This is a genomic window from Caballeronia zhejiangensis (genome assembly GCF_022879815.1).
GTDB classification, from domain to species: domain Bacteria; phylum Pseudomonadota; class Gammaproteobacteria; order Burkholderiales; family Burkholderiaceae; genus Caballeronia; species Caballeronia zhejiangensis.
The window spans coordinates 47961-72184 of sequence record NZ_CP084287.1 but is presented as its reverse complement, the minus strand read 5'-3'; the positions used below and the strand labels follow the sequence as shown (position 1 = coordinate 72184).

At 60.7% G+C, this 24224-nt stretch carries 23 protein-coding genes; 4 read left to right on the top strand and 19 right to left on the bottom strand.

What is annotated here, in order from left to right; genetic code table 11:
• Positions 1 to 6 precede the first annotated feature (6 nt).
• On the bottom strand, positions 7 to 582 hold the full coding sequence (locus LDZ23_RS29930; protein ID WP_244808618.1) for an isochorismatase family protein: 576 nt from the start codon (positions 580 to 582) through the stop codon (positions 7 to 9).
• A 129-nt stretch (positions 583 to 711) separates the two neighbouring features.
• Between LDZ23_RS29930 and LDZ23_RS29925 the strand changes: the two genes are divergently transcribed.
• On the top strand, positions 712 to 1602 hold the full coding sequence (locus LDZ23_RS29925; protein ID WP_244808617.1) for a LysR family transcriptional regulator: 891 nt from the start codon (positions 712 to 714) through the stop codon (positions 1600 to 1602).
• Between the two features lie 162 nt (positions 1603 to 1764).
• On the opposite strand, the gene LDZ23_RS29920 is transcribed toward LDZ23_RS29925, so the two are convergent.
• From LDZ23_RS29920 to LDZ23_RS29905, 4 genes are all read right to left on the bottom strand, one after another.
• Entirely contained in the window at positions 1765 to 2157 is a 393-nt protein-coding gene (locus LDZ23_RS29920) for a DUF305 domain-containing protein (protein ID WP_244808616.1), read from the bottom strand.
• Between the two features lie 190 nt (positions 2158 to 2347).
• The gene (locus LDZ23_RS29915) at positions 2348 to 2605 is read right to left on the bottom strand and encodes a DUF4148 domain-containing protein (protein ID WP_244808615.1); all 258 of its coding nucleotides are present in this window, start codon (positions 2603 to 2605) and stop codon (positions 2348 to 2350) included.
• 188 nt (positions 2606 to 2793) lie between these two features.
• Positions 2794 to 3414 carry a c-type cytochrome gene (locus LDZ23_RS29910; protein ID WP_244808614.1) on the bottom strand — a complete coding sequence of 207 codons (621 nt, stop codon included), beginning with the start codon at positions 3412 to 3414 and terminating at the stop codon, positions 2794 to 2796.
• A gap of 8 nt (positions 3415 to 3422) precedes the next feature.
• Complete coding sequence (locus LDZ23_RS29905) at positions 3423 to 5357, bottom strand: thiamine pyrophosphate-binding protein (RefSeq protein WP_244808613.1); 1935 nt, start codon at positions 5355 to 5357, stop codon at positions 3423 to 3425.
• Between the two features lie 206 nt (positions 5358 to 5563).
• Here LDZ23_RS29905 and LDZ23_RS29900 point away from each other — a divergent pair, with 206 nt between their 5' ends.
• Entirely contained in the window at positions 5564 to 6919 is a 1356-nt protein-coding gene (locus LDZ23_RS29900; protein WP_244808612.1) for a citrate synthase, read from the top strand.
• A gap of 20 nt (positions 6920 to 6939) precedes the next feature.
• Here the strand turns inward: LDZ23_RS29900 and LDZ23_RS29895 are convergent, their stop codons facing one another.
• The 14 genes from LDZ23_RS29895 to LDZ23_RS29830 form a co-directional block, all read right to left on the bottom strand.
• The gene (locus LDZ23_RS29895) at positions 6940 to 8064 is read right to left on the bottom strand and encodes a porin (RefSeq protein ID WP_244808611.1); all 1125 of its coding nucleotides are present in this window, start codon (positions 8062 to 8064) and stop codon (positions 6940 to 6942) included.
• A 103-nt stretch (positions 8065 to 8167) separates the two neighbouring features.
• Positions 8168 to 9640: an MHS family MFS transporter gene (locus LDZ23_RS29890; protein ID WP_244808610.1), complete on the bottom strand. Its 1473-nt coding sequence runs from the start codon at positions 9638 to 9640 to the stop codon at positions 8168 to 8170.
• Positions 9621 to 10916: an NAD(P)/FAD-dependent oxidoreductase gene (locus LDZ23_RS29885; protein ID WP_032488745.1), complete on the bottom strand. Its 1296-nt coding sequence runs from the start codon at positions 10914 to 10916 to the stop codon at positions 9621 to 9623. Before LDZ23_RS29885 ends, LDZ23_RS29890 begins: the two co-directional genes overlap by 20 nt.
• Before the next feature lie 12 nt (positions 10917 to 10928).
• The gene (locus LDZ23_RS29880; protein ID WP_244808844.1) at positions 10929 to 11882 is read right to left on the bottom strand and encodes a PdxA family dehydrogenase; all 954 of its coding nucleotides are present in this window, start codon (positions 11880 to 11882) and stop codon (positions 10929 to 10931) included.
• 70 nt (positions 11883 to 11952) lie between these two features.
• Complete coding sequence (locus LDZ23_RS29875; protein ID WP_244808609.1) at positions 11953 to 12294, bottom strand: non-heme iron oxygenase ferredoxin subunit; 342 nt, start codon at positions 12292 to 12294, stop codon at positions 11953 to 11955.
• Between the two features lie 22 nt (positions 12295 to 12316).
• Positions 12317 to 12832, bottom strand: coding sequence for an aromatic-ring-hydroxylating dioxygenase subunit beta (locus LDZ23_RS29870; RefSeq protein ID WP_244808608.1), 516 nt, complete (start codon positions 12830 to 12832; stop codon positions 12317 to 12319).
• On the bottom strand, positions 12825 to 14186 hold the full coding sequence (locus tag LDZ23_RS29865; protein WP_244808607.1) for an aromatic ring-hydroxylating oxygenase subunit alpha: 1362 nt from the start codon (positions 14184 to 14186) through the stop codon (positions 12825 to 12827). Before LDZ23_RS29865 ends, LDZ23_RS29870 begins: the two co-directional genes overlap by 8 nt.
• Before the next feature lie 29 nt (positions 14187 to 14215).
• Positions 14216 to 15247 carry a 4-hydroxy-2-oxovalerate aldolase gene (dmpG, locus tag LDZ23_RS29860; RefSeq protein ID WP_244808606.1) on the bottom strand — a complete coding sequence of 344 codons (1032 nt, stop codon included), beginning with the start codon at positions 15245 to 15247 and terminating at the stop codon, positions 14216 to 14218.
• Positions 15244 to 16236, bottom strand: coding sequence for an acetaldehyde dehydrogenase (acetylating) (locus LDZ23_RS29855; RefSeq protein WP_244808605.1), 993 nt, complete (start codon positions 16234 to 16236; stop codon positions 15244 to 15246). The genes dmpG and LDZ23_RS29855 overlap by 4 nt, the downstream gene beginning before the upstream one ends.
• Positions 16237 to 16284: 48 nt before the next feature.
• On the bottom strand, positions 16285 to 17070 hold the full coding sequence (locus LDZ23_RS29850) for a fumarylacetoacetate hydrolase family protein (RefSeq protein ID WP_244808604.1): 786 nt from the start codon (positions 17068 to 17070) through the stop codon (positions 16285 to 16287).
• A gap of 25 nt (positions 17071 to 17095) precedes the next feature.
• Positions 17096 to 17791 (bottom strand): class II aldolase/adducin family protein, encoded by a 696-nt coding sequence (locus tag LDZ23_RS29845; RefSeq protein ID WP_244808603.1) that lies wholly within the window; start codon positions 17789 to 17791, stop codon positions 17096 to 17098.
• A complete protein-coding gene (locus LDZ23_RS29840; RefSeq protein ID WP_244808602.1) occupies positions 17788 to 18651 on the bottom strand; it encodes a VOC family protein in 864 nt (287 codons plus the stop codon). Before LDZ23_RS29840 ends, LDZ23_RS29845 begins: the two co-directional genes overlap by 4 nt.
• A gap of 69 nt (positions 18652 to 18720) precedes the next feature.
• Positions 18721 to 19563 (bottom strand): alpha/beta fold hydrolase, encoded by an 843-nt coding sequence (locus LDZ23_RS29835; RefSeq protein WP_244808601.1) that lies wholly within the window; start codon positions 19561 to 19563, stop codon positions 18721 to 18723.
• A 704-nt stretch (positions 19564 to 20267) separates the two neighbouring features.
• Entirely contained in the window at positions 20268 to 21215 is a 948-nt protein-coding gene (locus LDZ23_RS29830; protein ID WP_244808600.1) for a LysR family transcriptional regulator, read from the bottom strand.
• Positions 21216 to 21316: 101 nt separating this feature from the next.
• On the opposite strand from LDZ23_RS29830, the gene LDZ23_RS29825 reads away from it, so the two are divergent.
• Both LDZ23_RS29825 and LDZ23_RS29820 read left to right on the top strand, forming a co-directional pair.
• Entirely contained in the window at positions 21317 to 22738 is a 1422-nt protein-coding gene (locus tag LDZ23_RS29825) for an aldehyde dehydrogenase family protein (RefSeq protein ID WP_244808599.1), read from the top strand.
• Between the two features lie 418 nt (positions 22739 to 23156).
• Complete coding sequence (locus LDZ23_RS29820; protein ID WP_244808598.1) at positions 23157 to 24125, top strand: helix-turn-helix domain-containing protein; 969 nt, start codon at positions 23157 to 23159, stop codon at positions 24123 to 24125.
• Positions 24126 to 24224: the final 99 nt, after the last annotated feature.

Sequence of the window (24224 nt, the reverse complement as noted above, 5' to 3'; positions counted from 1 at the left end):
AGTTGTTTAGTGGTAGTTCAGAATGCCGACAAGTTGCTGGCCTACAGGACTAGTCCAATCGACAGCAAGTTCGGCGATGATCTGGTCGACCGTCGTAATGACAGCGCCGGCCCTTTCCATGCGGCGCAGCGCGATCTCATTACCGAACTTGGTGTTCGATGCCGAGGCGTCCGCCGAAACCTGGACTTCATAGCCTTCATCGAGCATCTGTAGGACCGGAAAGTTGACACAGATGTCCGTCGTCACACCCGCGACAATTAGGTTCTTGCGGCCGGTAGCGACGACCGCTTGGTTGAACCCGTCGTGGTGCATCGCGTTCACGATGCCCGGCCGCTTGATACGGGCGGCGAACGCTTCCGGAAGGATCTCCTGTAGCTCAGGGAGCAAAGGCCCCTGAACACGGTCTTCCATGCTCGAGGTGAGCACTACAGGAATTTTGGCCGCTTTTGCGATCCGCGCCAGCTTGAAGGTATTTTCCCGCACCAGATTCAAGTCGTGCGAATGCGTCCAAGCAAGAGTTCCGACTTGGTGATCGATCAACAGAATTGCGGCATTTTCGGGGGTGAAGGCTTTCTTATGCATGGCTAATCCTATCGTTTGAGATTTTTTGCCAAGGCGCTTCTCGCCTAAGCACGCTTCAAATTTATCCTTGATCGCGTTTTCTAAATAGCCGTAAAATGCCGTCCATGTTGTTCAACAATTTTGAATACGATGATCGTAGGCACGCCCACGATTGACCAGCTTCGGGTCTTCGTTACGGTAGTGGACGAGGGTAGTTTCGCTGCTGCGGGGCGGCGACTTAGCCGCGCTACCTCGGCAATTAGCTACTCGGTGGCGGCACTTGAGGAGCAGCTTGGGATCGAACTGTTTGATCGAACCAATCCGAGACGACTGACTCTGAGCGATAACGGAAAGATCGTGCTTGGACAGGCGCGCAGTGTTGCAGGCGGAGTAGACGACTTAAAAGCACGCGTCGCGGGCATTCTTGAAGGCTTAGAACCCGAACTAACGCTGGTCGTTGATGTCATGCTCCCGACTGAGAGGCTGATTGACGCCATCCGAGCCTTCGAAGAAGAATTCCCTACTGTCACGATACGGCTCAATGTCGAGGCCCTAAGTGCTGTATCGCGGCTGGTCCAGCAAGGGGCGGCACGGTTAGGTATTGGCGGTTTGCTGCATAGTGACGAAACCGATCTGGAGCGCGTAGCGATCGGAGCCGTCGAGATGATGCCGGTCGCCGTTCCGTCTCATCCTCTGGCTGGGCCTGAACGCGGTGTAGTGGGCGCGTCAAAGCATCATCGGCAACTGCTACTTACCGTGCGGAGCGCCTTTGAAGACAAGACGAAAATGGCGGTGTTCGCTCCTGAGACGTGGTCGCTTTCCGATCTTGGAGCCAAGCGTGCATTGCTGAACGCCGGCTTAGGGTGGGGTTATATGCCCGAACACTCTGTGCGCGATGACCTTACGGCAGGTCGTTTAGTCCGCCTCAATATTCCGGAGCTTCCCGGCGGCATGTATCCGTTACAAATTATGTACCGCACGGATGCGCCGCCGGGACCGGCCGGTTCGTGGCTTATTAAGCGGCTCGCTGCGCAATCGTAACTTGCTCAGGATTGATTTAGCCGAGAAGTTCGACGGTAACACTTGCGGAGTCTATCGATCCGGCTGGCCCAGTGAGTGTGGCGCGGTCGTTCAGATATGACGTCCGTCTTGCGCCAGTTCCACAGGAAGCTACCCGCAAGCCTTGCATCTGCGAGCCGAGGCTCATGGCTTTGCCGTCTGTTCTGGCTTATGGGTTTGCATCCACGTACGCATAAAATTAAGCTGCGCTTGCTGCGAATACACAATGCCCTGAGCCACCTTGCGGAGCTCCGGATCCGTTCCATACTGGAGCTCCACCTTCGCTAAATCTACGGCCACCTGGGTATGTGGCGCCATCTGAGCCACGAAATCGAAGTCCGCATCTCCAGTATATTTGGAGTTCGTCTTGCCTTGAATCATGGTACGGTTGGCAACCCTATAAGCGTCGGTCGACGGAGCGTTCGATTCTCGCGCAGCAGGTGCCGGTTGACTCGGAGACGTCTGGGCCCAAGCGTCTCCGACCAATGCAGCGGCGAGAAGTACTACTGAGGAAAAATGCGCTGTAAGATTGGCCATTGTGTTCTCAAAGATGTGCGCTCAGTGCTCGCGTTCGCGTCGATGACACAGACGAGGGAGCAGGCACTCTGCGGTGTATCAGCTAGTAAGAAGGCTAAGAAAGAGCCTCCCCGCCTCCCCCATCCCGACTAGACGGTGCATTAGAGGTAGGTCGAACGGTTTACACACAAGTGAGTAGCGGCGGGATCGATCACCGAATAGGTGCCCTTGTGACATCGGACCGGTCGGGAGTCTGCACCTCTTTCCCGCTTGTTTCGATCTTCGCGTGCGCAGCTTGAAGGTTCTCTGAAAAATGCATCCAATCGGCTGGGTTATACCCAGCCTGTTCGTACCGAGCGAGCTCTGAGCGCACTTCAGCGCGGGTCCGTTCCCCCGCAGCTTGCGCCGAAGCACCGAGCGAGAAAGAGGAAAAAGAAATAGCCAAAACGATTCCAGCGAGCGCCTTCATGAAACCTCCGTAATTCGAGTGGCAGCAATTTCTTCTTTTTAAATGCTGCCCTCGGAATTCTACGGGTTTGTCTCATGAGGGAAAATACGAATTTGCGAGACAGTTTGTCGCTGGAAATGAGAGAATCGCGCGCCGCGCCACGTGCGCTTCAGGAACGGCCCGAGGCCTGATCTGAGGCTCGCACCGCCTTACTTGAGTGTTACTAGGTATCGCGCGACGGCCTGCACATCCGCCTCGGTCAAAATTTTCGGGAAAAGTTTGGGCATGGCGCCTGACGGATTGCGCACGAATGACTCGACGCCTGACACACCCCGTCGCTCGGCGACACCGATGAGCGACGGCCCCACTTCGCCGCCTCCCGTTGCGCCATGACAGGACGCGCATCGTGCAACGTACACCTGCTGTCCACGTCCGGAGTCGTCTTTCGAAGACGACGACGTCTCGACGGCCGCGCCAAGTAGTCCGATACGGTCCGCGTCAGGGGACGCCGGAATCGCCATGAGATACGCATGAATCTGTATCAGCTCGCGATCAGACAGGATTTTGCTGCTGTAGAGAGGCATTTGCCCTTTCGGCGAGCGCACGTAGGCCGTCATCGCCTCTACCGGCAATGGCGCCGGTGCGAGCGCGGGTCCCGACATGATGCTTCCCTGACCAACGGGTCCATGGCATTCGTAACAGCCCTTTCTCGTATACAGCGCCTGTCCGGCTTCAACGTCCGTCTGTCCAGCCATCGCAGGCGGCGACGTCATATCGATTAGGCAGGCAAGCGCACTCGCGGCCATCCCGACCATGCGTATCGGCTTCATTTGCGCTCCTAGCGAGGTTGCGTGAGGACGTCGAGAAAGGCCGGTTCGCCCGCCTTCACTCGCTGCATCGCGCGCGCGAGAGCGGGTCCGAGGTCGGCCGGGTTTGAGATTGGTCCCTCGGCCCACATACCCATGCTTCTGGCGAGTCCGGCATAGTCGATCGGTGGATCGTTGATAAGCGTGCCTGCCGTGCCGTTTTCAGGTTTTCGATCGCGCCAGTTGGCCATGCGCTGTATATGCATCGATTCCTGGTGGTAGGCGCGGTTGTTATGCATCACGGTGAGCAAAGGAATCTTGTGATGCGCTGCCGTCCACAGCACGCCAGGCAGCACCATCAGATCGCCGTCGGTCTGGATATTGACAGGGATGCGCCTCGCATCTCGATGCGCAATCGCGGCGCCCACGGCGGCCGGCGCGCCGTAGCCCACGCCATAGCCACCTTCGCCGCCGATGTACTGCCAAGTCTTGTCGAAATCCCACAACCGCTGCGGCCACTGGCTAATAAACAATGAAGACGACACCAGCGCCCAGTTTTCATGCCGGATCACATTCCAGACTTCCTGCGAGAGCCTTGCCGTGCTGATTGGACTTGCATCCCAGGCGCGAGTCGCGTCGTGTCGCGCCTTCTCTCGCATCAGCGAATGAGCCTGACGCAGTGCAGGCGCGCGGTTTCTAATCGTCTCCCGCTGCTTGTCCGTGCATACAACCTTCACCGCTTCGAGCAACGGTCCGAGTGAGGCCTCCGCATCTCCGCCGACCGCAAGTGTCGGCGCGATGAAACGCTCCGCGTCTTGCATGTTCGACTTAGAGTAGAGATACGACGTCGACACGCTCACGAGATCAACACCGGGCTTGGTGAACTTCCTGGTCGGCCGCCCTATCACGTCCGCTACCGTTCCCGTCAGCCCCCACAGATCCGACACTTCGAGCGCAAGAATGACATCCGCTCGCGATATTAATTCTGACTTTAGATAGGTATGGTTCAGATAATGCCCGGTCGGGAAATTGAGCCTTCCGAGCAAGTCGACGACAGGAGCGTTCACCGCTTCCGCAAGCGCAACCAGCGCATCCATCCCAGCCTGAGAACGGACCGCGCGGTCCGCGACGATGATCGGATTAGTCGAGCCGCACAGCATGCGCGCAGTCTCTTCCAACGCAGCGCGGCCCGCAACGGGCGGCGAGACTGGACGAAACGGCGGCACCGAGATCTCCGTCGGGTTCTCGATGGGGCGCTCCTGCAACTCGCCGTCGGCGATTAGCAGCACCGGCTCCATCGGCGGCGTCATCGAGAGAGTATAGGCGCGCACGAACGACTCCGCGTAGTGCTGAAGAGACACAGGTGCATCGTCATACTTCGTGAAGTCGCGCACCAGCGCACCAAGATCCAGCGCCGTGTGATACCACTCGACGCCAGGACGGCGCTTCGTCGCGTCCGCGATGTTCCCCGCGATGACGATCATCGGCACGCGGTCGCACCACGCGTTGAAGATCGCCATCGAGGCATGTTGCAGCCCCACGGTGCTGTGGACGAGGCAGGCCATCGGCTTGCCCGCGACCTTCGCATATCCATGTGCGATCGCCGCCGAAGCCTCTTCGTGCGTACAGATAATGAGCGCGGGCTGCTGGTCTCCCGCATAACTCACGATCGATTCGTGAATGCCGCGAAATGTGGAGCCGGGCATGGCGGCGACATAATCGATGCCAGCCATGCGCAGCAGATCCACCATGAAGTCGGAGCCCGGATTACCGATGTGGACCGGGTCTAACGCAGGCGCTTCCTGAAGTGACGGCGCCTGGGTCTCGGCGGCAACCAGACGCGCACCGGGCTTTCCGACCGAGGGTGCTTTCTTGACAGGCTGCGCCACGCCAGTGTTCGGCTTCATGAGCGCGGTTGATGCTCCGGCGGCGATCGCTTCCTTGAGGAAGGTTCTTCGAGCCGTCATGGTGTCTCCTCCCGTTCATTCTCTGTAGTTGTGGCCAATGCCATGCCTGAATCGCGGGCCGATGCGAAGCCAAAGGTAAGGTTTACGGTCGGGTTGATCAAGATTGATTGTTGAATCAATGCGCTGACACGGCATTATCGAATCGATAGACTATGTGCACGTCTCGCCGTAGAGTTCGTATTGATCCATATCGACAGTAAATCAACGTGTCCGACATCATCACGAATGGTCCTGTACTTCGGAAAACGAAAGACGCGCCCTCGGCGGCGCAGTCCGACCACGCGGACTATGTGACCGCGGCCGAAGCAATGAAGATCCTGAACGTACGGCAACAGACGCTGTATGCCTACGTGAGCCGCGGTCTGATCCGTAGCATCGGACAGGCGGGACACAAAGGACGGCTCTACTGGCGCGACGACCTGAGGCGTCTCGAATCGCGTTCACTCGCGCGGCACGGGCACGGCGCGGTCGCGGCATCGGCCATGAATTTCGGCGAGCCGATCATCCCTACTTCGGTGACCGAGATCACGCCCGAAGGGCCGCGCTATCGAGGCAGGCTGGCGACCGATTTGGCGCGTGCACGACTTCCATTTGAGGCCGTCGCACAGTTGCTTTGGACTGGAATGCTCAACGATAGCATCGTCGAACTCGAATGGCCGAAGCGAAAGCCATGGGCCGAACTCAGCACGCTCATCGAAGCATCGTGGCGCATGCAACCCGGCAATCTTCTCGACATGTTCTCCATCGTTACGCTGCACCTCGGCGGCGGCATGCAGCCATCACTGCGCCGTGGCAGGAAGGCGGCGGTCGAGCCGGCCGACCTTGACATGGCATCCGCCGGGATCGATATCATCCAGACGCTGGTCGGATGTTGCGGACTGATGTCGCCCCGCAGCCACTTCAAGCCGATGGAGACCGGTCAGTCGGTGGCGCAAGGCATCCTCTCTTCGCTGGCGGTCGAATCGACCGAGATCAACCGCGAGTCGATCGAAGCGTTACTGATTCTCCTCGCCGATCACGAACTTTCACCCGCCACGGTCGCAGCCCGCGTGTCGGCATCGACGGGCTGCACGCTGCACCGTTGCGTGGTATCCGGCATCGCTGCGAGCACGGGTTCGCTGACCGGCCAGTTGTACGACCGCGTCGAGGAATTCTTCGACAGCGCCAGCACGATGCAAGCACTGATGCGCCGCGCCAATACGCTGCTCGAACGCGGCGTCGCAGTTCCCGGTTTTGGGCATCCGATCTACCCCAGAGGCGATCCGCGCGCCCGCTACATGCTCGATCTCGCACGCCGTCGGACCGACAACAGCCGCCAGATGAACGCGATCTACCAGTTCGTCGACCAGATCGCCAAGGAGCACGGCTTGCTTCCGCGTCAAGAATTCGGCACCGTGGTGCTGACTCGGGCCATGGGTCTGCCGCGACGCACGAGCGGCGCAATCTCCGCGCTCGCGCGCGTGGCCGGATGGCTCGCCCACGTGCAGGAACAGCGCATGTACGGAAGTGTCCTTCGTCCGCGCGCGCAGTTCGTCGGCTCATCTGCTTCCAACCGCAAGTGAGCCGACCGCGAACGCCTTCGTCAGAACAGATGGCGAATGCCGAATGACACTTCCACCTGGGACCTGGTGCTCGACGGCTGCATGAAGAAAATGGCGGCATTGCTCGCCGAGCCGACCGCGCGCTGATAAATCGCGAAGGCGTACAGATCCGTGCGTTTCGATAGCAGATAGTCGATCCCCAGATCGACCTGATGCCACTTCGGCGACTGATTCAGTTCCTCATAGTGACCGAAGGTGAACATGTAGCCGAGGCCGGTATAGAAGTCTGGCGTGATGTGCCAGGTTCCGTTCAATTCTGCATTGTCGAGTCGTAGATGGCTACCGTCGAAATAGCGGTATTTGGCGTGCGAGTACACGAGATTGTCCTGCGTCGGCCCGATGGCATACGAGGCCGTTGCGGCAATCACCTGCTGCTCGTCCACCGGCGCGGTTCGCGTTCCTAATGCGCTAGTCTTGAACAGACTGAACGGTGCTGGATAGTCGCTACCGGCGGCGCCGTTGGGATTGTCTGTCGCATTGGGGTGGTTCATCTGCAGATAACCGACCGCAAGCTTCAGGCTACCATTGCGATATGCCGCCGTCGCGCTGTAGGCGCGATTATTCGCGAAGTCGCCCGCAGCGTTGCTCATCGCATACATGGCAGCGAAGCTGAAGCCGCCCCAGCTCGGGCTCGTGTACTTGACCGAGTTCTGGAAGCGCACGGTGCCGAACAGGTTGTCGTTATCGGATACATGCGCGCCATTGCCGCCGAACAGTTTTGCCGCGCCCGTATCGGCCATGAAATCGTACTTGGTATCGTACTGACGACCCAAGGTCAGCTTGCCGTATCGTTCCGTGGCAAGACCCACGAATGCCTGCCGTCCGAACATGCGCCCGCCTTGCCCCAGCGCACCGGTGTTGCCGTCGAAGCCATTCTCCAGGGTGAAGATGGCCGACATGCCTCCGCCGAGATCCTCGCGCCCCTTCAAACCGAAACGATTACCCTGAATCAGGCCGCTTGCGGATTCGAACAAATGACTGCCCTTTACATTGTTGACGTACGCGGGCCCAGTACCGATGAGGCCATAGAGCGTCACGCTGCTGTCCGCGTGTGCGGCGCCGGCGCCGAACGCAAGCACGCCCAGGAGAAGCCTGTTCTTCTTCATGATGATGTTTTTAGAGAGTGAGAGACGAACAAAAGCCGCGCCGGGTGCGCCTCCAGCGAGGCACACGACGCTCGTCCAATGGCTACGTGAGAAACGAGGGTTGCTAGACGGTGATGTCGTCGTGCCGCGTTTCGCGCACGCGCAGCACCACGCACAGCGCGACGAAGGCGAGGCAGAGATAGTAGAGACCGATAGCGGAGGGGTCTCCGTGATTGCGCGCGGCGAGCGAGGCCGCGATCATCGGCGCGATGCCGCCGCCGAGCACCGTGCCGAACGCCTTGCCCATCGAGAAGCCCGTGAACCGCACTCGCGTGGGAAACAGTTCGCCATAGAAGCTGCCGAACATGGCGTACATCGGTGCATGAATCACGCCGACCGCTGCCACGACGGCGAGCACCACGACCATCGCCGAACGGCCGTCGAGCATCGTAAAGAAGAAGTTCAGGTAAATCGCCGACGCCACGATGCCGAGCAAATACACGCCCTTGCGCCCGAGGCGGTCGGAGAGCGCGCCATAGAGCGGTACCGACACGAGGGCAAAAGCGTTAGCACAGGCGATCGCGCCGATCGCGACCGACCCCGGCATATGAAGCGTCTTGGTGACGTAGGAGATGGAATAGACGCCGGTCAGATAGTAGAACGTGCTCTCCATGATGCTGACTACCAGCACGACGAAGACAGGCCACTTGTAGCTGCGCAACGTTTCCCACGCCGGGATGCGGGTTAGTTCGTGCTTACTCTGCTGCTTGCGGAACGCGACCGTTTCCTCGACTCGCAAACGGATATACAGACCGATCACCACCAGCACGGCGCTCACAAGGAACGGCACGCGCCAGCCCCAGGCAAGCAAGGCGTCGTGCGGCAGACGCGACACGACGAATACCGCCAGCGAGGCCAGCAGCACGCCCAGCGGTCCTGCCGCCTGAAGCGCTGCCCCAAGCAGGCCCCGGCGACGTTGTTGCGCGCTCTCGAGCACCATCAGGCTGGCAGCAGCCGACTCACCCCCTAGCGCGAAGCCCTGGACGAAGCGCAGCGCGACGAGCAGACAGGTCGCGGTCATGCCGATTTGCGCGACGCTCGGCAAGAGCCCGATGGCCGCAGTACCGATACCCATCATCAGCAGTGTGACGAGCATCATTGATTTGCGGCCGATTTTGTCACCGAAATGACCGAACACGAGTCCCCCGAGGGGCCGGCTCGCATAGCCAACGGCGAAGGTCGCATACACGGCGATGGTGCCGCTAAGTGCGTTCAGCTTCGGGAAGAACAACTCTTCAAAAACGAGCGGCGCGATAAAGCCGTAAAGAAAAAAGTCGTACCACTCGACCATTGTGCCGAGAAAGCTGGCAAAGAACAGTCGTCGTGATCCCGATTCCGTTGTGTTCGCGCCGGAAGCGGATTCCGTGCTCGTGACTGCGCCGTGCCACTCCTGCGAGGTTTCAAAAGCTTTCACGCCTGTCTCCTTTTGGCGTGGACGGTCAGCCGCACGACTGGTACCGCCCCGCTCTGATGTGCTCTGTCGATGTGAATGCAAAAGTCCGATGCCTGATGCGCTTCTAAGTGTTCGCACCTCCATTCCTCGCGGCGCCCGCGGACCGCTGCAGAAGGCTCTTGAGACTGACCTCCTGCACGGCGAGCGTCTTTCGGTCGACGCGCACGCCCTTCTGCCACATGCGGCGCAGTATCGGCATGTCGGCGGGCGCGTTGATGCATACCGCCGCGACGATTTGCGCGGGCTCGTCCGCTGCGTGCTCCTCCAGCCAGACCAACGTCGCCTTGCCGTCGCCTTCCCGCACGACCGGTGTGGCCGTCGCATTCGGGAAGCCGAGGATCTGGATATTCACGTCGCCCTGATCGGACCAGAACCAAGGCAACGGATGCGCCGCCGCCCGCTTGCCGAGGATGGCGCGGGCACACGCCGCACCCTGCTGCTGCGCGTTGTCCCACGACTCCAGCCGCCGCATCCCGATGGGTCCGGAAGGATGCTCGAACGACGCCACATCGCCGCACGCGAACACGTGGGGATCGACCGTGCGGCCTTCAACGTCGCATAACACGCCGCCCGCACAAGGGAGACCTGCTTCAGCCGCGAGTTCGTCGTTCGCCACCATGCCCACCCCCGCAACCACCAGGTCGAATTCTTCGCGAACGCCCGATAGCGAAGCGGCATAACGTCCGCCGGGCAGCTTCGACAGTTGCTCGATGCCGGCGCCAAGGCGCACGTCGACGCCAAGCGAACGCTGAATCCCGAGCAGACGCTCACCCACGATCGCCGGGACGGTCCGTTCGCATAACCGCTGCGCCGCTTCGACCAGCACCACGTCGACGCCCAGCTTCCGGGCGCTGCACGCGGTTTCCAATCCGATCCATCCGCCCCCGATGAGCAGCAGCCGCTTGCCTGCTTTCAATCCGCGGCGGATATGCAGAGCGTCGTCGATCGTACGCAGATAGGCGATCTGGTCGCTCGCGTCGCCAGGCACCGCCAGCCGCCGGGCGCGTCCGCCCGTTGCGATCACGAGACGATCGAAGCAAATCTCCGATCCATCGTCGACGTGCACGGTGCATGAGGGGCGGTCGATCCGCGTAACGTTCACCCCGGTCCGCAAGTCGACATCGGACTGCCCCGCTTCAGACTTTTCGAGCAGAGCGGCTATTTCGGGCACGTTTTCCGCGCTCAGCCACGCTTTCGACAAGGGCGGCCGCTCATACGGACCCACGCGTTCAGCGCCGAGCATCATAATCTCGCCGCGATGTCCCTCCGCACGCAAGGTCTTCGCCACTGCCGCGGCGGCCTGCCCCGCTCCGACGATCACCACGCGTGAAAGTAACGGATTGGTTGAGTGGTACGCCATGCCGCCGACTCCTTATTGTTCGTTCAGGAAGCCGCGCTTCGTGGCAAGCGCCGCCGCCGTCCTCAACGCGGCGACCATGCTGTGATGCTGCGCCAGGTTCCGTCCCGCGATACCCATTGCAGTCCCGTGAGGAACGGTCGCGCGCACGTAGGGCACCCCAAGATAGAGCGTGCAGGCCCCTTCGAACGCAGCCGACTTTAGTGCGATCTGCCCCTGGTCGTGATACATGCTGACGACCGCGTCATAGCGCCCGTCGAGTCCATGACGAAATACCGAGTCGGGCGAAACAGGCCCCCGCACGTCGATACCCTGCGCTCTGGCTTGTTCGACCGCAGGACCGATGATTCGCTCTTCCTCCTCGAACATGGCGTGCGGGTTGAGTCCCGCAACGCCGATGCGCGGCGCCTCGATTCCCCAGTCCTTCAAACGCTCATTGACCAGCGTGACCAGGTTGAGCACCGCATCGAAAGTCACGGTGGCGGGCACGTCGCGCAGCGGGATGTGCTCCGTCAACGGCACCACGCGCAGTCTGCCGCTCATGCGAAACATGAAGGTATGCTCGGGCTGGAGTTCGTCGATGCTTGCCACTTCCCCCGCGAGCTTGAGCGACGTCGAATCGATCGGCCCCATGATCCATCCGCCGATCAGTCCGTCATGCGCGATCCGGTCCGCGAGCGCCATCCAGCGGACGACGGCTCGTCCCGCCGCGGCGGAAGGCTGGCCCGTGACATACTCGTGCGGCGCAAGATCGAGCGGATCCAGCACCACGATGCGCCCCGACGCGAAAGCTTCCTCGTCGTACGACTCCATGACTTCGGCCTCATCGCCGAGTGGCACCGCTCGGGCGGCAGCCTGGATTGACGCGATATCACCGATCAGCATGGGACGGCATACCGCGCGCACCGATGCGTCCGACGCCGCCTTCACCGCGACCTCCGGACCGATGCCTGCCGGGTCACCGACCATCACTGCGATGATCGGCAGCGAAGCCGCAGGCGTTGTTGTCTCTATCATTTCTGCGCCCTTTCAGTCATCGTCAGTCGGCGAGTCGCGCGAGCACGACGCCATCGCGCACTATAGCGGCGTAACTGCGTATCGGTTTGCTGCACGGTGCCGCGCGGACTTCCCCAGTGCGAATATCGAACTCACCCTGATGCAATCCGCAGACGATCGAAAAACCGTCGAGCATGCCGGTCAACACGAGCGATGCATCGCCATGAGTGCAGGTGTCGTCCGTGACGAAGGCGAGATCGTCCACGCGCCATACCGCGAGCGTCCTCTCGCCGAACTTCACCTGAAGGCCGTCACCATCGGTCACGTCGTCGAACGGGCAGAGAGGCGTCCATCCGCTTGTGTCGCTCGATGTTCTGCTTTCCATCGCGTGTGCTTCCATGTCGGCCTCAGATCAAGAATGTGAGGTTGTTCATCGGCGTGTCGTTGTTCAGCAGAAAAACCTTTTTCTCGCGAATCAGCATTGCGCCTTCGTCCAGTGCCAGCACATGGCGGCAGCGTCCGAACAGGGTCTCCTGGCGATCGCTTCGCACCTCGCCGAGCACGAAGTTCGAATGCACAATCAAGGCCTCCTCGCTCGCGCTTTCGATAGTCACGTTCGATACGACGCGCAGCAATCTCGAGCGCGGACTCTGCGCATGAGCATGACGACCCTTTAGCCGAAAGATACGATCGTCGAGCTGCCGCCGGCTTTCGTAGATGAGCGAGATCGATTTGTCCGGTTCGAGGTCTTCGGTATTGCATGGCACCCAATAGAAGCCGTCTGCGTGCCACAGTGCGAGCCAGTCTTCGAAGCGGTGCGCGTCCATCAACGCGGCCTCGTGATAGAGAAACTGCGAAGCCCGCTCGATCGGCGAAACACCCACTTCCGACGAGAGCCATTGAGGATGAACGACGTTATTCAAGTTCGGCTCCCTTGGTCATGAGTTCCAGCCAGTAGCGCATCTGCCCCCGCTGCGGTACCTCATCGGAGATGTGTCCGGTGATGGTGCCGTCGGCGTGGGTCTGCTCACGTGTCATGCCGCGGGAAATGTCGATCCACGGATTGACCTGCGCGTTCATCCCGCGCTGCGCCCGCTCGAAAATCTCGGCGTCGTCAGGCGAGCCCGCCCCCGCCGGTCCATAGAAGGACTCGTGCTGACGCAGGCGCATTGTATTGATCGCATCGTCCACGCCGTCGAACAGCACCGGGAACATCAACACTTCGGTGCGTCCCGGTTCCAGCGGTATCATGATGCGGACCTGGTTATTGATGATCTGCATATTCGGGAACACGCCGATATGCGGATCGCCGGCGATCGCGACGAGCAACTTGGATTGCTCGGCGCCGTCGCGCGCGGCGAGCGCCTCGATATATTCCGCGCCGCCCTGCACGCCCTTGAGATAGGCTTCATAGTCAGCGTAGTGCTCGACGCGGTGCTCGCGCATGTCGAGCATCGCATGACCGTTTCCGAGATCCCGCGTGTAGGTCTTTGCCTTGCCATCGAACGGGTCGGCACGATGCGTGGCACCGATGCCGCTGTCCGCCTGACGCTGCCACATCGACACGACAGACGCGTGCACGTAATGCGGGTGATAGCCGTCCATGCCGACCATCTTCCAGTTGCCGTTGTAGACGGTCTTGTGCACGCCTGCCGACAGTTTGATCTGGCGCGTCGGTGATGCATCGACAAGCAGGTCGATCATCTGCGCGGCCGGCCCGAGATACTCGGCAAGCGAGCCGACCTCCGGCGACAGCGAGGCGAACACGAAGTCCCGATAAATCTCGACGCGCGGTGCGCTTGTGAGCGAATACTCTTCCATGGGGAAGTCGTCGCCATAGCCGGCCGGGTCGGTCACATTGATGAGCTTGCCGGTATTGTCATAGGTCCAGCCATGGAACCAGCAGCGAAAGACCTTCTCACGTCCCGCTTCCTGCTCGCAGACGGCCGCGCCCCGATGCCGGCAGCGGTTCATCAGGACACGCACGACATCGTCATGACCGCGCACCATGATGACCGGCTGGCGTCCAAGGCGCCGTACCCGGTAGTCACCTTTTTGTGGCACTTCGCTGGCGTGACCCACATAAAGCCACGAACCATGGAAAATGCGCTCAATTTCCGCCTCGAAGATATCGGGCGAGGTATAGACGGCCGAGTGGACACGACCGGGCTGCACTAGCTGGCGCAGCGTCGCGGCATCGACCGATTGCGCGTTACGCACAAAACGCACGGGGCTTCCGGCACTGCCGCCCTCGAAATGCGTACATCCTTTTTCCATGTTGCCTCCGGCTTATCCTTCAATCGGCGTTAATGGGTGCTCGCGTCTTCGGCGGACCTCGACAACAGATCGAGCGCTGCATCGACAATCATGTCCTCCTGACCGCCGACCATCCGGCGCCGGCCCAACTCGACGAGAATGTCGACGGTCTTGAGGCCATAGTGCTGTGCCGCGCGTTCGGCATGCCGCAGGAAGCTCGAGTAAACGCCTGCATAGCCGAGCGCGAGCGTTTCGCGATCCACGCGTACCGGTCGTTCCTGTAACGGCCGCACGATGTCATCCGCCGCATCCATCAGGCGGTACAGGTCGCAGTCGTGCAACCAGCCAAGTCGGTTCGCCGCCGCAATGAAGACTTCCAGCGGCGCGTTGCCCGCGCCCGCCCCCATTCCCGCGAGACTTGCATCGACGCGGTTGCAGCCTTCTTCTACAGCGATGATCGAATTTGCGACGCCGAGGCTCAGGTTGTGATGCGCGTGAATGCCCGTTTCGGTGCTTGCGTGAAGCACATCCTTAAGCGCGCGAACGCGATCGCGTGTGTCGTTCATCGTCAATGCGCCGCCGGAATCCACGACATAGACGCAGGTCGCCCCGTAGCCTTCCATCAGACGCGCCTGCTCCGCGAGGACCTCCGGCGACGCCATGTGGCTCATCATAAGAAAACCGACCGTATCCATGCCGAGATTGCGCGCCGCCTCGATATGCTGTTTCGACACGTCCGCCTCTGTGCAATGCGTGGCCACGCGCACCACGCGCGCACCGGCATCGTAGGCCTCGCGCAAATCGTGCACAGTGCCGATCCCCGGTAGCAGCAAGGTCGCCACACGCGCATGCTGGACGACTTCGGCGACGGCGGCGATCCATTCGGCATCTGTGTGCGCGCCGAAGCCATAGTTGAAGGACGAGCCTTGTAGACCGTCCCCATGAGCCACCTCGATCGAATCAACGCGCGCTTCGTCGAGCGCACGCGCGATGCGCCGCACCTGATCCAGGCTGTAGCGATGCCTAATCGCGTGCGCGCCGTCGCGCAACGTGACATCCGAGATATAGAGCTTTTGCTTCATTGGATCCCCGCGAAGGTGTCATCGAACGCGTCTTGCCCCGAAACGGGCAGCCGCGCCGCGATGGCCTCGGCCGCTGCAAGCGCCGCCGACGTCATAATGTCCAGATTGCCCGCGTAGGCAGGGAGATAGTGGGCCGCCCCTTCCACCTCCAGAAAGACAGAGGTCTTGAGCCCGCTGCGCAGACCGAGTCCCGGCACTTCGACCGGACGGCTAGAAGGAATGCGCTCAAACTGGACGCGCTGCTTGAGCCGATAGCCGGGCACGTATGCACGCACGGATTCGACCATGTCGGCGATCGCTGTTTCGACGGCGCTTTCGTCAGCGTCTTCGGAGAGCGTGAACACCGTATCGCGCATGAGCAAGGGTGGCTCGGCGGGATTGAGCACGATGATCGCCTTGCCGCGTGCAGCGCCGCCGACCGTTTCCAGCGCACGCGACGTGGTTTCGGTGAACTCGTCGATGTTCGCGCGCGTTCCAGGTCCCGCCGAACGGCTCGAAATCGACGCGACAATCTCGGCGTAATGAACACGCGTGACGCTCGACACCGCTGCGACGACCGGAATGGTCGCCTGACCACCACACGTCACCATGTTGAGGTTGTGGACGTCGCGATGCATGTCCAGGTTCACCACCGGTACGCAATACGGTCCGATCGCGGCGGGCGTCAGATCGATCAAGCGAATGCCGGGTTTTGCTGCGCGCAGTAGGGCGTCGTTGCGTACGTGCGCCGCTGCGGACGTGGCATCGAACACCATGTCAATATCGGCAAACTCCGACATCGACAACAAGCCGTCCACGCCACTGTCGCAAGTTTGCAGGCCCAGCCGCCGTGCTCTCGCAAGGCCATCGGAAGCTGAATCGATGCCGACCATGATCGCGGCTTGCACGTTGCGCCCGTGACGCAGTATCTTCACCAGCAGATCCGTACCGATGTTCCCGGAACCGATGATCGCCGCCTTGAGTGGCCTATTGGCCTCTTTCGAATCCATTGTCGTTTCCTCTGGTCCTGTTTGATTCGTACGCGTGATGAGCACGCGTCATGCGAAAGCGACGTCCGCGTGGCCCAAACCGTCGAACTCGACACGCATGTGGTCTCCGGCGCGCGCCGGCAACATAGCCGAAAGCGCACCGGACAAGATGATCTCGCCCGCCCGCAACGGCATTCGGAACTCGCCGAGTTGATTGGCGAGCCAGACGACTGCATTAAGCGGATGCCCCAGCGCGGCAGAACCCTGGCCAGTGCCGATGATTTCGCCGTTGCACGAGAACCTCATCGTGATTCCTGCGAGGTCGAGCGCGCGAGGATCGGCCCGCCCCTCGCCAATCACGAAGGCGCCCGACGAGGCGTTGTCGGCGACCGTGTCCTGAATGCGGATCCTCCAGTCGCGGATGCGTGAGTCAACGATCTCGAAACAAGGCATGACCCACTCGGTTGCGTCGAGCACGTCCTTCGCGGTGAGGCCGGGTCCGCTCAAGTCCTTTCGTATCAGAAACGCGATTTCCCCTTCGGCGCGCGGCGCAATGAATTGCGACAGCGGAATCGTCGCGCCGTTGGCGTACTGCATGCCGGAGGTGAGCTGCCCGAAATCCGGCTGCCGCACATCGAGCATGTTCATCACGGCTTCGCTCGTGATTCCGATCTTCTTGCCGACGATGCGTTCGCGTCGCTTCGCCAGACGCGTGGCGACCATGCGGCGTTGAATCTCGTAGGCATCGGCGATGGTCATGCCAGGCTCGGCCATCGTGAGCGGTGCGATCGGCTCACATTCCTCTAGGGCGGCGAATAGCGCGTGCGCAACCGTGCCGATCTGCATCGACTCCATGTTTTCTCCTGATTCTGATTATCGGTTAGGTATGCGAACCCTCAAGCTCGAGGTCTCCGGCGCTGAGGTAGTCCCACATTCGCTCGATGACGCGTCCCGCTGTCGTCGCACGTCGCGCCGCGTCTTCCGCGCTCATCGCGGACGTGTTATCAAGGCGCATTGCACGAATGTCACATTCGACCCGTGCAGCTTCTTCGAGAAACCACGTATAGGCAACCGCCTCTTCCAGGGAGGCACCCACGACGACTGCACCATTGCCGCGCATGACGACTGCGCGCGCGTGGCCAAGGGTCTCGGCGACGCCTTCGGCCTGCGGCGTCGAGCGAACCAGCTGCACGTCGTCCCATAGCGGCGCAGACGGCGCGAAATAGGTGCCCGGTCCATGACGCGGGACCGGCGTGATGCCGGCGGTCGAGAGACTCATCACTGAAGGAGGCATGCTGCGTGCGACGGCGCCCACGTCATCCCTTCTTGCATATATTTGCTGATGGATCCGTACTTCACCCAGCACGCCATCGGGCAATTCGCCGCGGATCGGTACGACCACGCCGGCCTCACGTCGGATTAGTCCCGGCGGCATCGGCGCGCACACGAGCAGATAGTCGTGATTCAGGCGCAAACTGCAATGCCCGTAGGCATGGACCAGTCCCGCGCGCCCCAATGCACGTGCCGCCATTCGCACGGTGACCTGCTGCGCAGGTGACGCTTCGATCGTGTTCATGAGCCGAACTCCAGCACTTCTGGCTTCGAACCCCACATGCAGAAGGAACTTGGCTCGAACGGGAACTGTCGCGGAAGATGCGTGAGATGCTCCTCCTCGCTGAACACGCGAACGCCGCTCGAATACTCGTAGACCATGCCGTCGGGTCCCTCGAAGTACAGGAACATCGCGCCGGAAGTCGGGTGTCGTCCCGGCCCGAAGCGAATCCGAATGTTCTTCTCCTTCAGGATGTACCAAGCCCGCATGATGTCGTCGATGCTCTCCACCTGGTGATTGATGTGCTGTACGCCGGCGTGCGGCGACGGCAGCAACGCAACCTTGTGATGCACAGGATCGATGCGCAGCAGGGCTGCATCGCCGATTCGATCGCTCACGCGGGCGCCGAGTACCTCGGTCCAGAACTTTTCGTCGCGCTTCGCGTCCGTCGTGCACAGGCCGATATGGCTGAAGCCGGTGATGCCCGCGTCGCGCATACCGTAGTAGCGCTGTCCGCGATGGTGCGGCGACACCACCAGATCAATATTGTTGCCACTGGGGTCGGCAAAGCTGATGAAGTCACGCACGCAACGCTCCTCGGCCTCGGCCGCGCTGCCGCGCGTGAACGCGATTCCGGCGTCGTCGAGCACTTGTGCCGCATGATCGAGCGCTTCGGGTGTTGGGACCTCGAAGCCGCTAATCTGTCGAGCGGGGTCACCTTCCGAGAACACAAGTGTATGATCCCGGTCATCCGAGCGCAGATAGACGTTCTTCTCTCCACGCCGTGCAATTTGGAGCCCTAAGACCTCAGTCGCGTAACGGGTCGCGCTTCCCAGATCGCGCGTGCCAAGACGCACGTATGCCACATCTTTCAATTCGATCACGATGTCTCCTTTCCGCGGCTTGCTCATGATCCGGCCGCTATCGCGGCGCGGAGCCGATCTTTGTTTGGGTCACGAATCTTTCAATTCGTTGAAGAGAAACTCGACGACAAGCCGATTGAAGCGCTCCGCCTGTTCGATCTGTGTCCAGTGACCACAGCGGCCGAACATATGCAGTTGAGACTTTTCAATGAGCTCGTGTAAGGCGAGGGAGGTTGCGGGCGGAATGACCTGATCGTCGCGGCCATGCACGATGAGCGTTTCGTGTGAAAGAGCCCGGATGTCCTCAACGGCCGTCGCCATCGCTTCGACCCACCGCTGTCGCGGCGCCGGGAACATCTGTGCGAAGGCTTCGCTGCAACCGGGGCGAATGCTCGCCTCGTATCGCATGCTGGCGAGCGCCGGGGTAAGGCGGGACTGATCGAATGCGAAGTACTGCATGATGCGTTGCATGTTTTTGAGCGAGGGCGTGTAGCCCCAGACGGCGTCGAGTCCTTCTGTGATCGGGAACGAGACGCCCACGCTTCCCATGAGTACCAGCCGTTCGACTCGCTCTGGCCGACGCGCGGCCATCGCGAGCGCCAGCGCGCCACCGAACGAATTCCCGACGATGCTGGCTGACGTTATGTTGAGTGCATCGAGGAAGCCGAAAACATGGTCGATCCATCGATCGAGTCCGTAAATGCCGTCTTCCAACCGGTCCGTGTAGCCGAAGCCCGCCATATCCGGCGCGAGTACGCGGCCATGCCGGGCGAGCGCCGGGATGGTGCCTCGCCAGTTGGCCCACGCGGTGACGCCCGGACCGGAGCCATGGATCAGCAAGACCGGTTTGCCGCTTCCGACGTCATGGTAATTCGTCCGGATTCCTCGCACGAGGATGGGCTGTCCTATTTCGGGGTTCTCGTTCTCGCTCACGTTCGCGTCTCCACTGGCTAGTTCTTTCTTGTGATCTTGAGACGACTATATGGCGCTTCCCTGCGTTGATCAATCTTGAATGTTTGATCAACATAAGGCGCCGTTAGCGCGTTTTCCTGATGGCGGAGGATGCGCACAGATCTGGCTTTCAACGGTGGGTAATAACCTCAAAGTCCGTGACGCTGCCTGACCAAAGGGGCGTGCAGCGAGTGACGTCGAATTCGGTGCAGGCCACTCATCAGCTTTCATGGTTTGCGAGTTTCCAAGGGAAACGCGATATCCCCATGCGTTCGCACGCGTGCCTCAGTGGCCGCGATCTACAAGACGTCCGTTCTGTTTTGTGTTTCGATCGACACCTTTTTCGCTGCTCGGGTCATGAGAATTACGGGTCCCCGCGACGCGTGGTAACCGGGCCGCAACTGCGTGCTTTTGAGAGGCCTTGCGTGTTCGTCGTGCCTTTCGACGGCGTGCCGACACGTGGCTCTAACGACAGTGCTCGCCGACGTGAACACATCAGAAGACTCTCAACGTTCTGAGCGACCAAGGCTTGCTGCTCGGAGGCGCAGCGGCGGCAAATGCTCGATGATCCGCAGATGTTGTTTGGAAATGCAGCAAGCCTTGCAGTCACAGTGTCGGACTGGCGCTTTTCAAGCGACGATCGCACGCCTCTCGGAACACCTCGATAAACGAACCCGATGGCGGCGTTATGCTTTTGATTTGACCTGTCGACGCTTCTTTTTCAGCGCGGGGCTTTTTGCGTTTGTGTCGGCATACTCGCGGATCATGTCCGTCAATGCGCGCAAGCCCGCCGGCACATGACGACGGCCGGGATAGTAGAGACATAGCCCGTCGAGCGGCGGCGTCCAATCTTCGAGCACGCGCACGAGCGCGCCTGCTTCGAGATCCGCGGCGACATTCCATTCAGTCAGATACGCGAGACCGATTCCCGCGCGCGCGGCAGTCAGCATCATGCCCGGTTCGTCGAGCGTCAGCGCGCCGTCGCCATCGATGCGTATGGATTCGCCATGCCGCTCGAATTCCCATTGATAGATCGACCCGCTCGGCATGCGGCTTCGAATGCAGCGATGCGTCGCTAGGTCGGCAGGCGTGCGTGGCGGCTTGTGCTGTTCGAAGTACGCGGGACTGCCGACGACGGCGAAGCGCTGGCGATCGCCGAACGGCACCGCGATCATGTCTTGCGGTACGGTTTCCAGCAGACGAATGCCCGCATCGAAACCTTCGACGACGATATCGATGAGCCGGCCTTCGGTGACGATATCGAGCTTCATGTCCGGATAGCGCTTCAAGAACGCGATGAAAAGCGGCATCGCCTGATGCGCCGCGCCCACCGATGTATTGATACGCAACGTACCCGATGGCGTGTCGCGAAAGCTGCCGGCCTGTTCGAGCGCGTCGCGAATCGTCGAAAGCGCGGGCGCGATGTTCTGCACGAATTGCGCGCCGGCCTCGGAAAGCGACACGCTTCGGGTCGTGCGATTGAAGAGCCGCACGCCGATGCGAGCCTCCAGCGCGGCGATCGCATGACTCAGCGCGGACGTCGATACGCTCAGTTCATTCGCCGCCGCGCGAAAGCTGCGATGCCGCGCGACGGAAAGAACCGCTTCGAGTTCGGTGAGCCCCGATGTTTTCATTATGCTAAATCGTTCAATTGGTCATGCCGGATTGTACGTCTAGTCGAATCAATGCGAACGCCTTATCTTTGTGCTCAATACATCGACCAGACGAATTCATCATGCATGACATCGACAAGATTTATATCGGCGGCGCGTTTGTCACGCCGCACGGCAACGAGCTTTTCGAACTCTTCAATCCCGCGACAGAAAAAGTTATCGGCCGCGTGCGCCTCGCAGACAAGGACGATGCGCGCAATGCAATTGCGGCGGCGAAGCGCGCATTTCCCGCATTCTCGCGGACGGGCAAGCGCGAACGTATCGACATGCTGAAGCGCATGCACGCCGCCGTCATCGCGAAAGAGGATGAGCCTTTCGAGGCCATCGTCGAAGAATACGGCGCACCGGTTTCGCGCGGCCGCTGGATGGCGCGACACGCGAGCAACGTGCTGCTGGAAGCGGCGAAGGTGCTCGAAGACTATGCGTTCCTGCGTGACGCGGGTACGGCAAAAGTGGTGATGCAACCGCTCGGCGTTGCCGGGCTGATCACGCCGTGGAATAGCGACGCCGGCTTTATCTGCGGCAAGCTGGCGGCGGCGCTCACGGCGGGTTGCACGGCGGTCATCAAACCGAGCGAAATGAGCGCGATGCAAACGCGCGTCGTCACCGAAGCGCTGCATGAGGCGGGACTTCCGGCAGGCGTGTTCAACATCGTCACGGGCCGAGGCGATATTGTGGGCGCGGAGATCAGCGCGCATCCCGATGTCGCGAAGCTGTCGTTCACGGGATCGACGGTCGTCGGCAAGACGATCCTGCGCACAGCCGCCGATACGCTCAAGCGCGTGACGCTCGAACTCGGCGGCAAGTCGCCGACGATCGTGCTCGACGATGCGAACTTCGACGAAGCCGTGCCGCTCGCGCTCGATGCTGGCTTCATGAACAGCGGTCAGGCATGCATCGCGGGCACGCGCATTCTGGTGCCGCGTGCACGGCTCGCGGAGTTCGAAGAGAAAATCGTGAGCGCCATCGAGAAGATTCGCTCGGGCGATCCGCGCGATCCGCATACGAGCATCGGCCCGATGGTGAGCCGCAAGCAATGGGAGCGCGTGCAGCGTTATATCCGTATTGGCATCGATGAGGGCGCGCGACTGATCGCGGGTGGCGAGGGGCGTCCGGATCACGTCGGCGCGGGCTGGTTCGTGCGTCCGACGCTCTTCAGCGACGTGACCAACGACATGACCATCGCCCGAGAGGAAATCTTCGGGCCGGTGCTGTCGATCATCGCGTACGGCGATATCGAAGATGCCATCGCGATCGCCAACGATACGCCTTATGGTTTGCAGGCGTACATCGCTTCATCGGACGCCGCGCGCGCGAACGCGGTGGCGTCGCGCATCGACGCGGGGCGCGTGCTCGTCAACACGCTCGCGCATGAACCTGCTGCGCCGTTTGGCGGATTCAAGCAATCGGGCATCGGACGCGAATACGGCACGTTCGGCATCGAAGCGTTCCTCGAACCGAAGGCACTGCTGGGCGTCCGTTAAGCCCGCGATGATTCAAGCCCGCCACTTTTCCGTGCGATCGCGCCGGGCTGCGGTGGCCGGCCTGAAATAGCGCGACGCAGACGAGTATGTGATCAGCGCCAAATGTATGCAGTCAATTCGGCGAAAATCAAATTGTTTGCATTATTCTGGGAACGCAAGTAATGTAAGTATCAACCGGACCTTGATCGCCGCCGGTCTTCGACCGCGGCTTGTCTGGACGATGCGTTCGCTGCAATCATCGAGCGAGCCAGACGCGGCGTTGATGCGCTGAAAGCTTGGCTCCTCGGACTTCGGGTGGCACTTCCAGTCCTGGCCATCGTCGCCGACTGACTTTGTGGTTAGCAGGGAATCAATCCGGCTCTCGCCGGAATAGTCCGCAAGTGCCGATTGAAACATTGCTTCAGCTACTACGCGCTCGATGGTGACTACGACTGATCCTGTTTTGGTTGGCCGTGATGCCGCTTATGATTTTCTTTCGCCACACTTTGAATTGCCCGTCCTGATTAGAGAGGTTTCGTGGAGATCCATCGCAGCGTCGATGGATAACCGCGGCGATCGAATCAACATTGCATACTGGAAAGACGAGGCGCACGTCGAACGTCGCTATTCCGCCCCGACTCAGAGCTCCCACTACATCATTGAAGTGCTGCTGCGGGCAACCAACATTACCTGCTCCAAAAACGGCAGGAAACTCCGTAATGGTCCCGTTGCGTTTGGCGCCACGCAAGTAACCGCGCCGGAGGATCAGCTAGAGGCAAGCTTCACCCGGAGTGCCGAAGCTATTCACGTGTTTGTGCCTCGGTCGGTGGTTGCTTCAGTGCATCTGCAGTTGCACGGAAAGGCGGCTGCGCCGGATTATCGGCTCGTGGATCCAGGTTTCGCGGCCGATACGATGATGGGCAAGCTCGCGTGCATGCTGCTTGAGACAGAGGCTCTGAGGAACCCGTACGCGCACGCTTTTTCTAACAGCCTCGCGATGGCGATTCTTACCCGCGCAATGGAGAATGGGTCGCAGCTTGACGAGAAACGCAGGCAAGCGCTGCCTCCATGGTGGCTCGAACGGACGATCGCGTATATGGAGAGCCGATTAGGCGAGCGGGTGACGCTCAGTGACATCGCTGACCTCGCCGGCCTCAGCCGAATGCATTTCGCGTCGCAGTTCAAGCGCTTGACAGGACTAAGCCCTCACACTTACCTCACTGTCATGCGACTGGAAACCGCCAAAGGCCTGCTGGCGGAAAATCGGATGCCCATTGCTCAAATCGCGGTATCTGTCGGCTTCAATTCGCAAGCACACTTTACGACCGTGTTTCGGAAAGTGACCGGCATGACGCCGCAACGATGGCGACTGAGCGCCGCTTCCACTGCCCAAGATGAGGCACCGTGACAAGCAAGTCAATCCCCTCGACTGATGTTCGTTTTGCCCACGATGTGGGAGCGACGCTTGTAGACATCCGCGGCCGCTCTACTTTTTTTGAAATTCATG

Coding starts and splice junctions, on each gene's coding strand:
- LDZ23_RS29830 (WP_244808600.1), bottom strand. CDS start 21,215: ATGAAAACATCGGGGCTCACCGAACTCGAAGCGGTTCTTTCCGTCGCG.
- LDZ23_RS29875 (WP_244808609.1), bottom strand. CDS start 12,294: ATGGAAAGCAGAACATCGAGCGACACAAGCGGATGGACGCCTCTCTGC.
- LDZ23_RS29820 (WP_244808598.1), top strand. CDS start 23,157: ATGGTGACTACGACTGATCCTGTTTTGGTTGGCCGTGATGCCGCTTAT.
- dmpG (WP_244808606.1), bottom strand. CDS start 15,247: ATGAAGCAAAAGCTCTATATCTCGGATGTCACGTTGCGCGACGGCGCG.
- LDZ23_RS29920 (WP_244808616.1), bottom strand. CDS start 2,157: ATGGCCAATCTTACAGCGCATTTTTCCTCAGTAGTACTTCTCGCCGCT.
- LDZ23_RS29915 (WP_244808615.1), bottom strand. CDS start 2,605: ATGAAGGCGCTCGCTGGAATCGTTTTGGCTATTTCTTTTTCCTCTTTC.
- LDZ23_RS29825 (WP_244808599.1), top strand. CDS start 21,317: ATGCATGACATCGACAAGATTTATATCGGCGGCGCGTTTGTCACGCCG.
- LDZ23_RS29930 (WP_244808618.1), bottom strand. CDS start 582: ATGCATAAGAAAGCCTTCACCCCCGAAAATGCCGCAATTCTGTTGATC.
- LDZ23_RS29880 (WP_244808844.1), bottom strand. CDS start 11,882: ATGGTCGGTGACCCGGCAGGCATCGGTCCGGAGGTCGCGGTGAAGGCG.
- LDZ23_RS29885 (WP_032488745.1), bottom strand. CDS start 10,916: ATGGCGTACCACTCAACCAATCCGTTACTTTCACGCGTGGTGATCGTC.
- LDZ23_RS29910 (WP_244808614.1), bottom strand. CDS start 3,414: ATGAAGCCGATACGCATGGTCGGGATGGCCGCGAGTGCGCTTGCCTGC.
- LDZ23_RS29850 (WP_244808604.1), bottom strand. CDS start 17,070: ATGGAGTCGATGCAGATCGGCACGGTTGCGCACGCGCTATTCGCCGCC.
- LDZ23_RS29855 (WP_244808605.1), bottom strand. CDS start 16,236: ATGGATTCGAAAGAGGCCAATAGGCCACTCAAGGCGGCGATCATCGGT.
- LDZ23_RS29905 (WP_244808613.1), bottom strand. CDS start 5,357: ATGACGGCTCGAAGAACCTTCCTCAAGGAAGCGATCGCCGCCGGAGCA.
- LDZ23_RS29895 (WP_244808611.1), bottom strand. CDS start 8,064: ATGAAGAAGAACAGGCTTCTCCTGGGCGTGCTTGCGTTCGGCGCCGGC.
- LDZ23_RS29865 (WP_244808607.1), bottom strand. CDS start 14,186: ATGGAAAAAGGATGTACGCATTTCGAGGGCGGCAGTGCCGGAAGCCCC.
- LDZ23_RS29845 (WP_244808603.1), bottom strand. CDS start 17,791: ATGAACACGATCGAAGCGTCACCTGCGCAGCAGGTCACCGTGCGAATG.
- LDZ23_RS29890 (WP_244808610.1), bottom strand. CDS start 9,640: ATGGAGGTGCGAACACTTAGAAGCGCATCAGGCATCGGACTTTTGCAT.
- LDZ23_RS29925 (WP_244808617.1), top strand. CDS start 712: ATGATCGTAGGCACGCCCACGATTGACCAGCTTCGGGTCTTCGTTACG.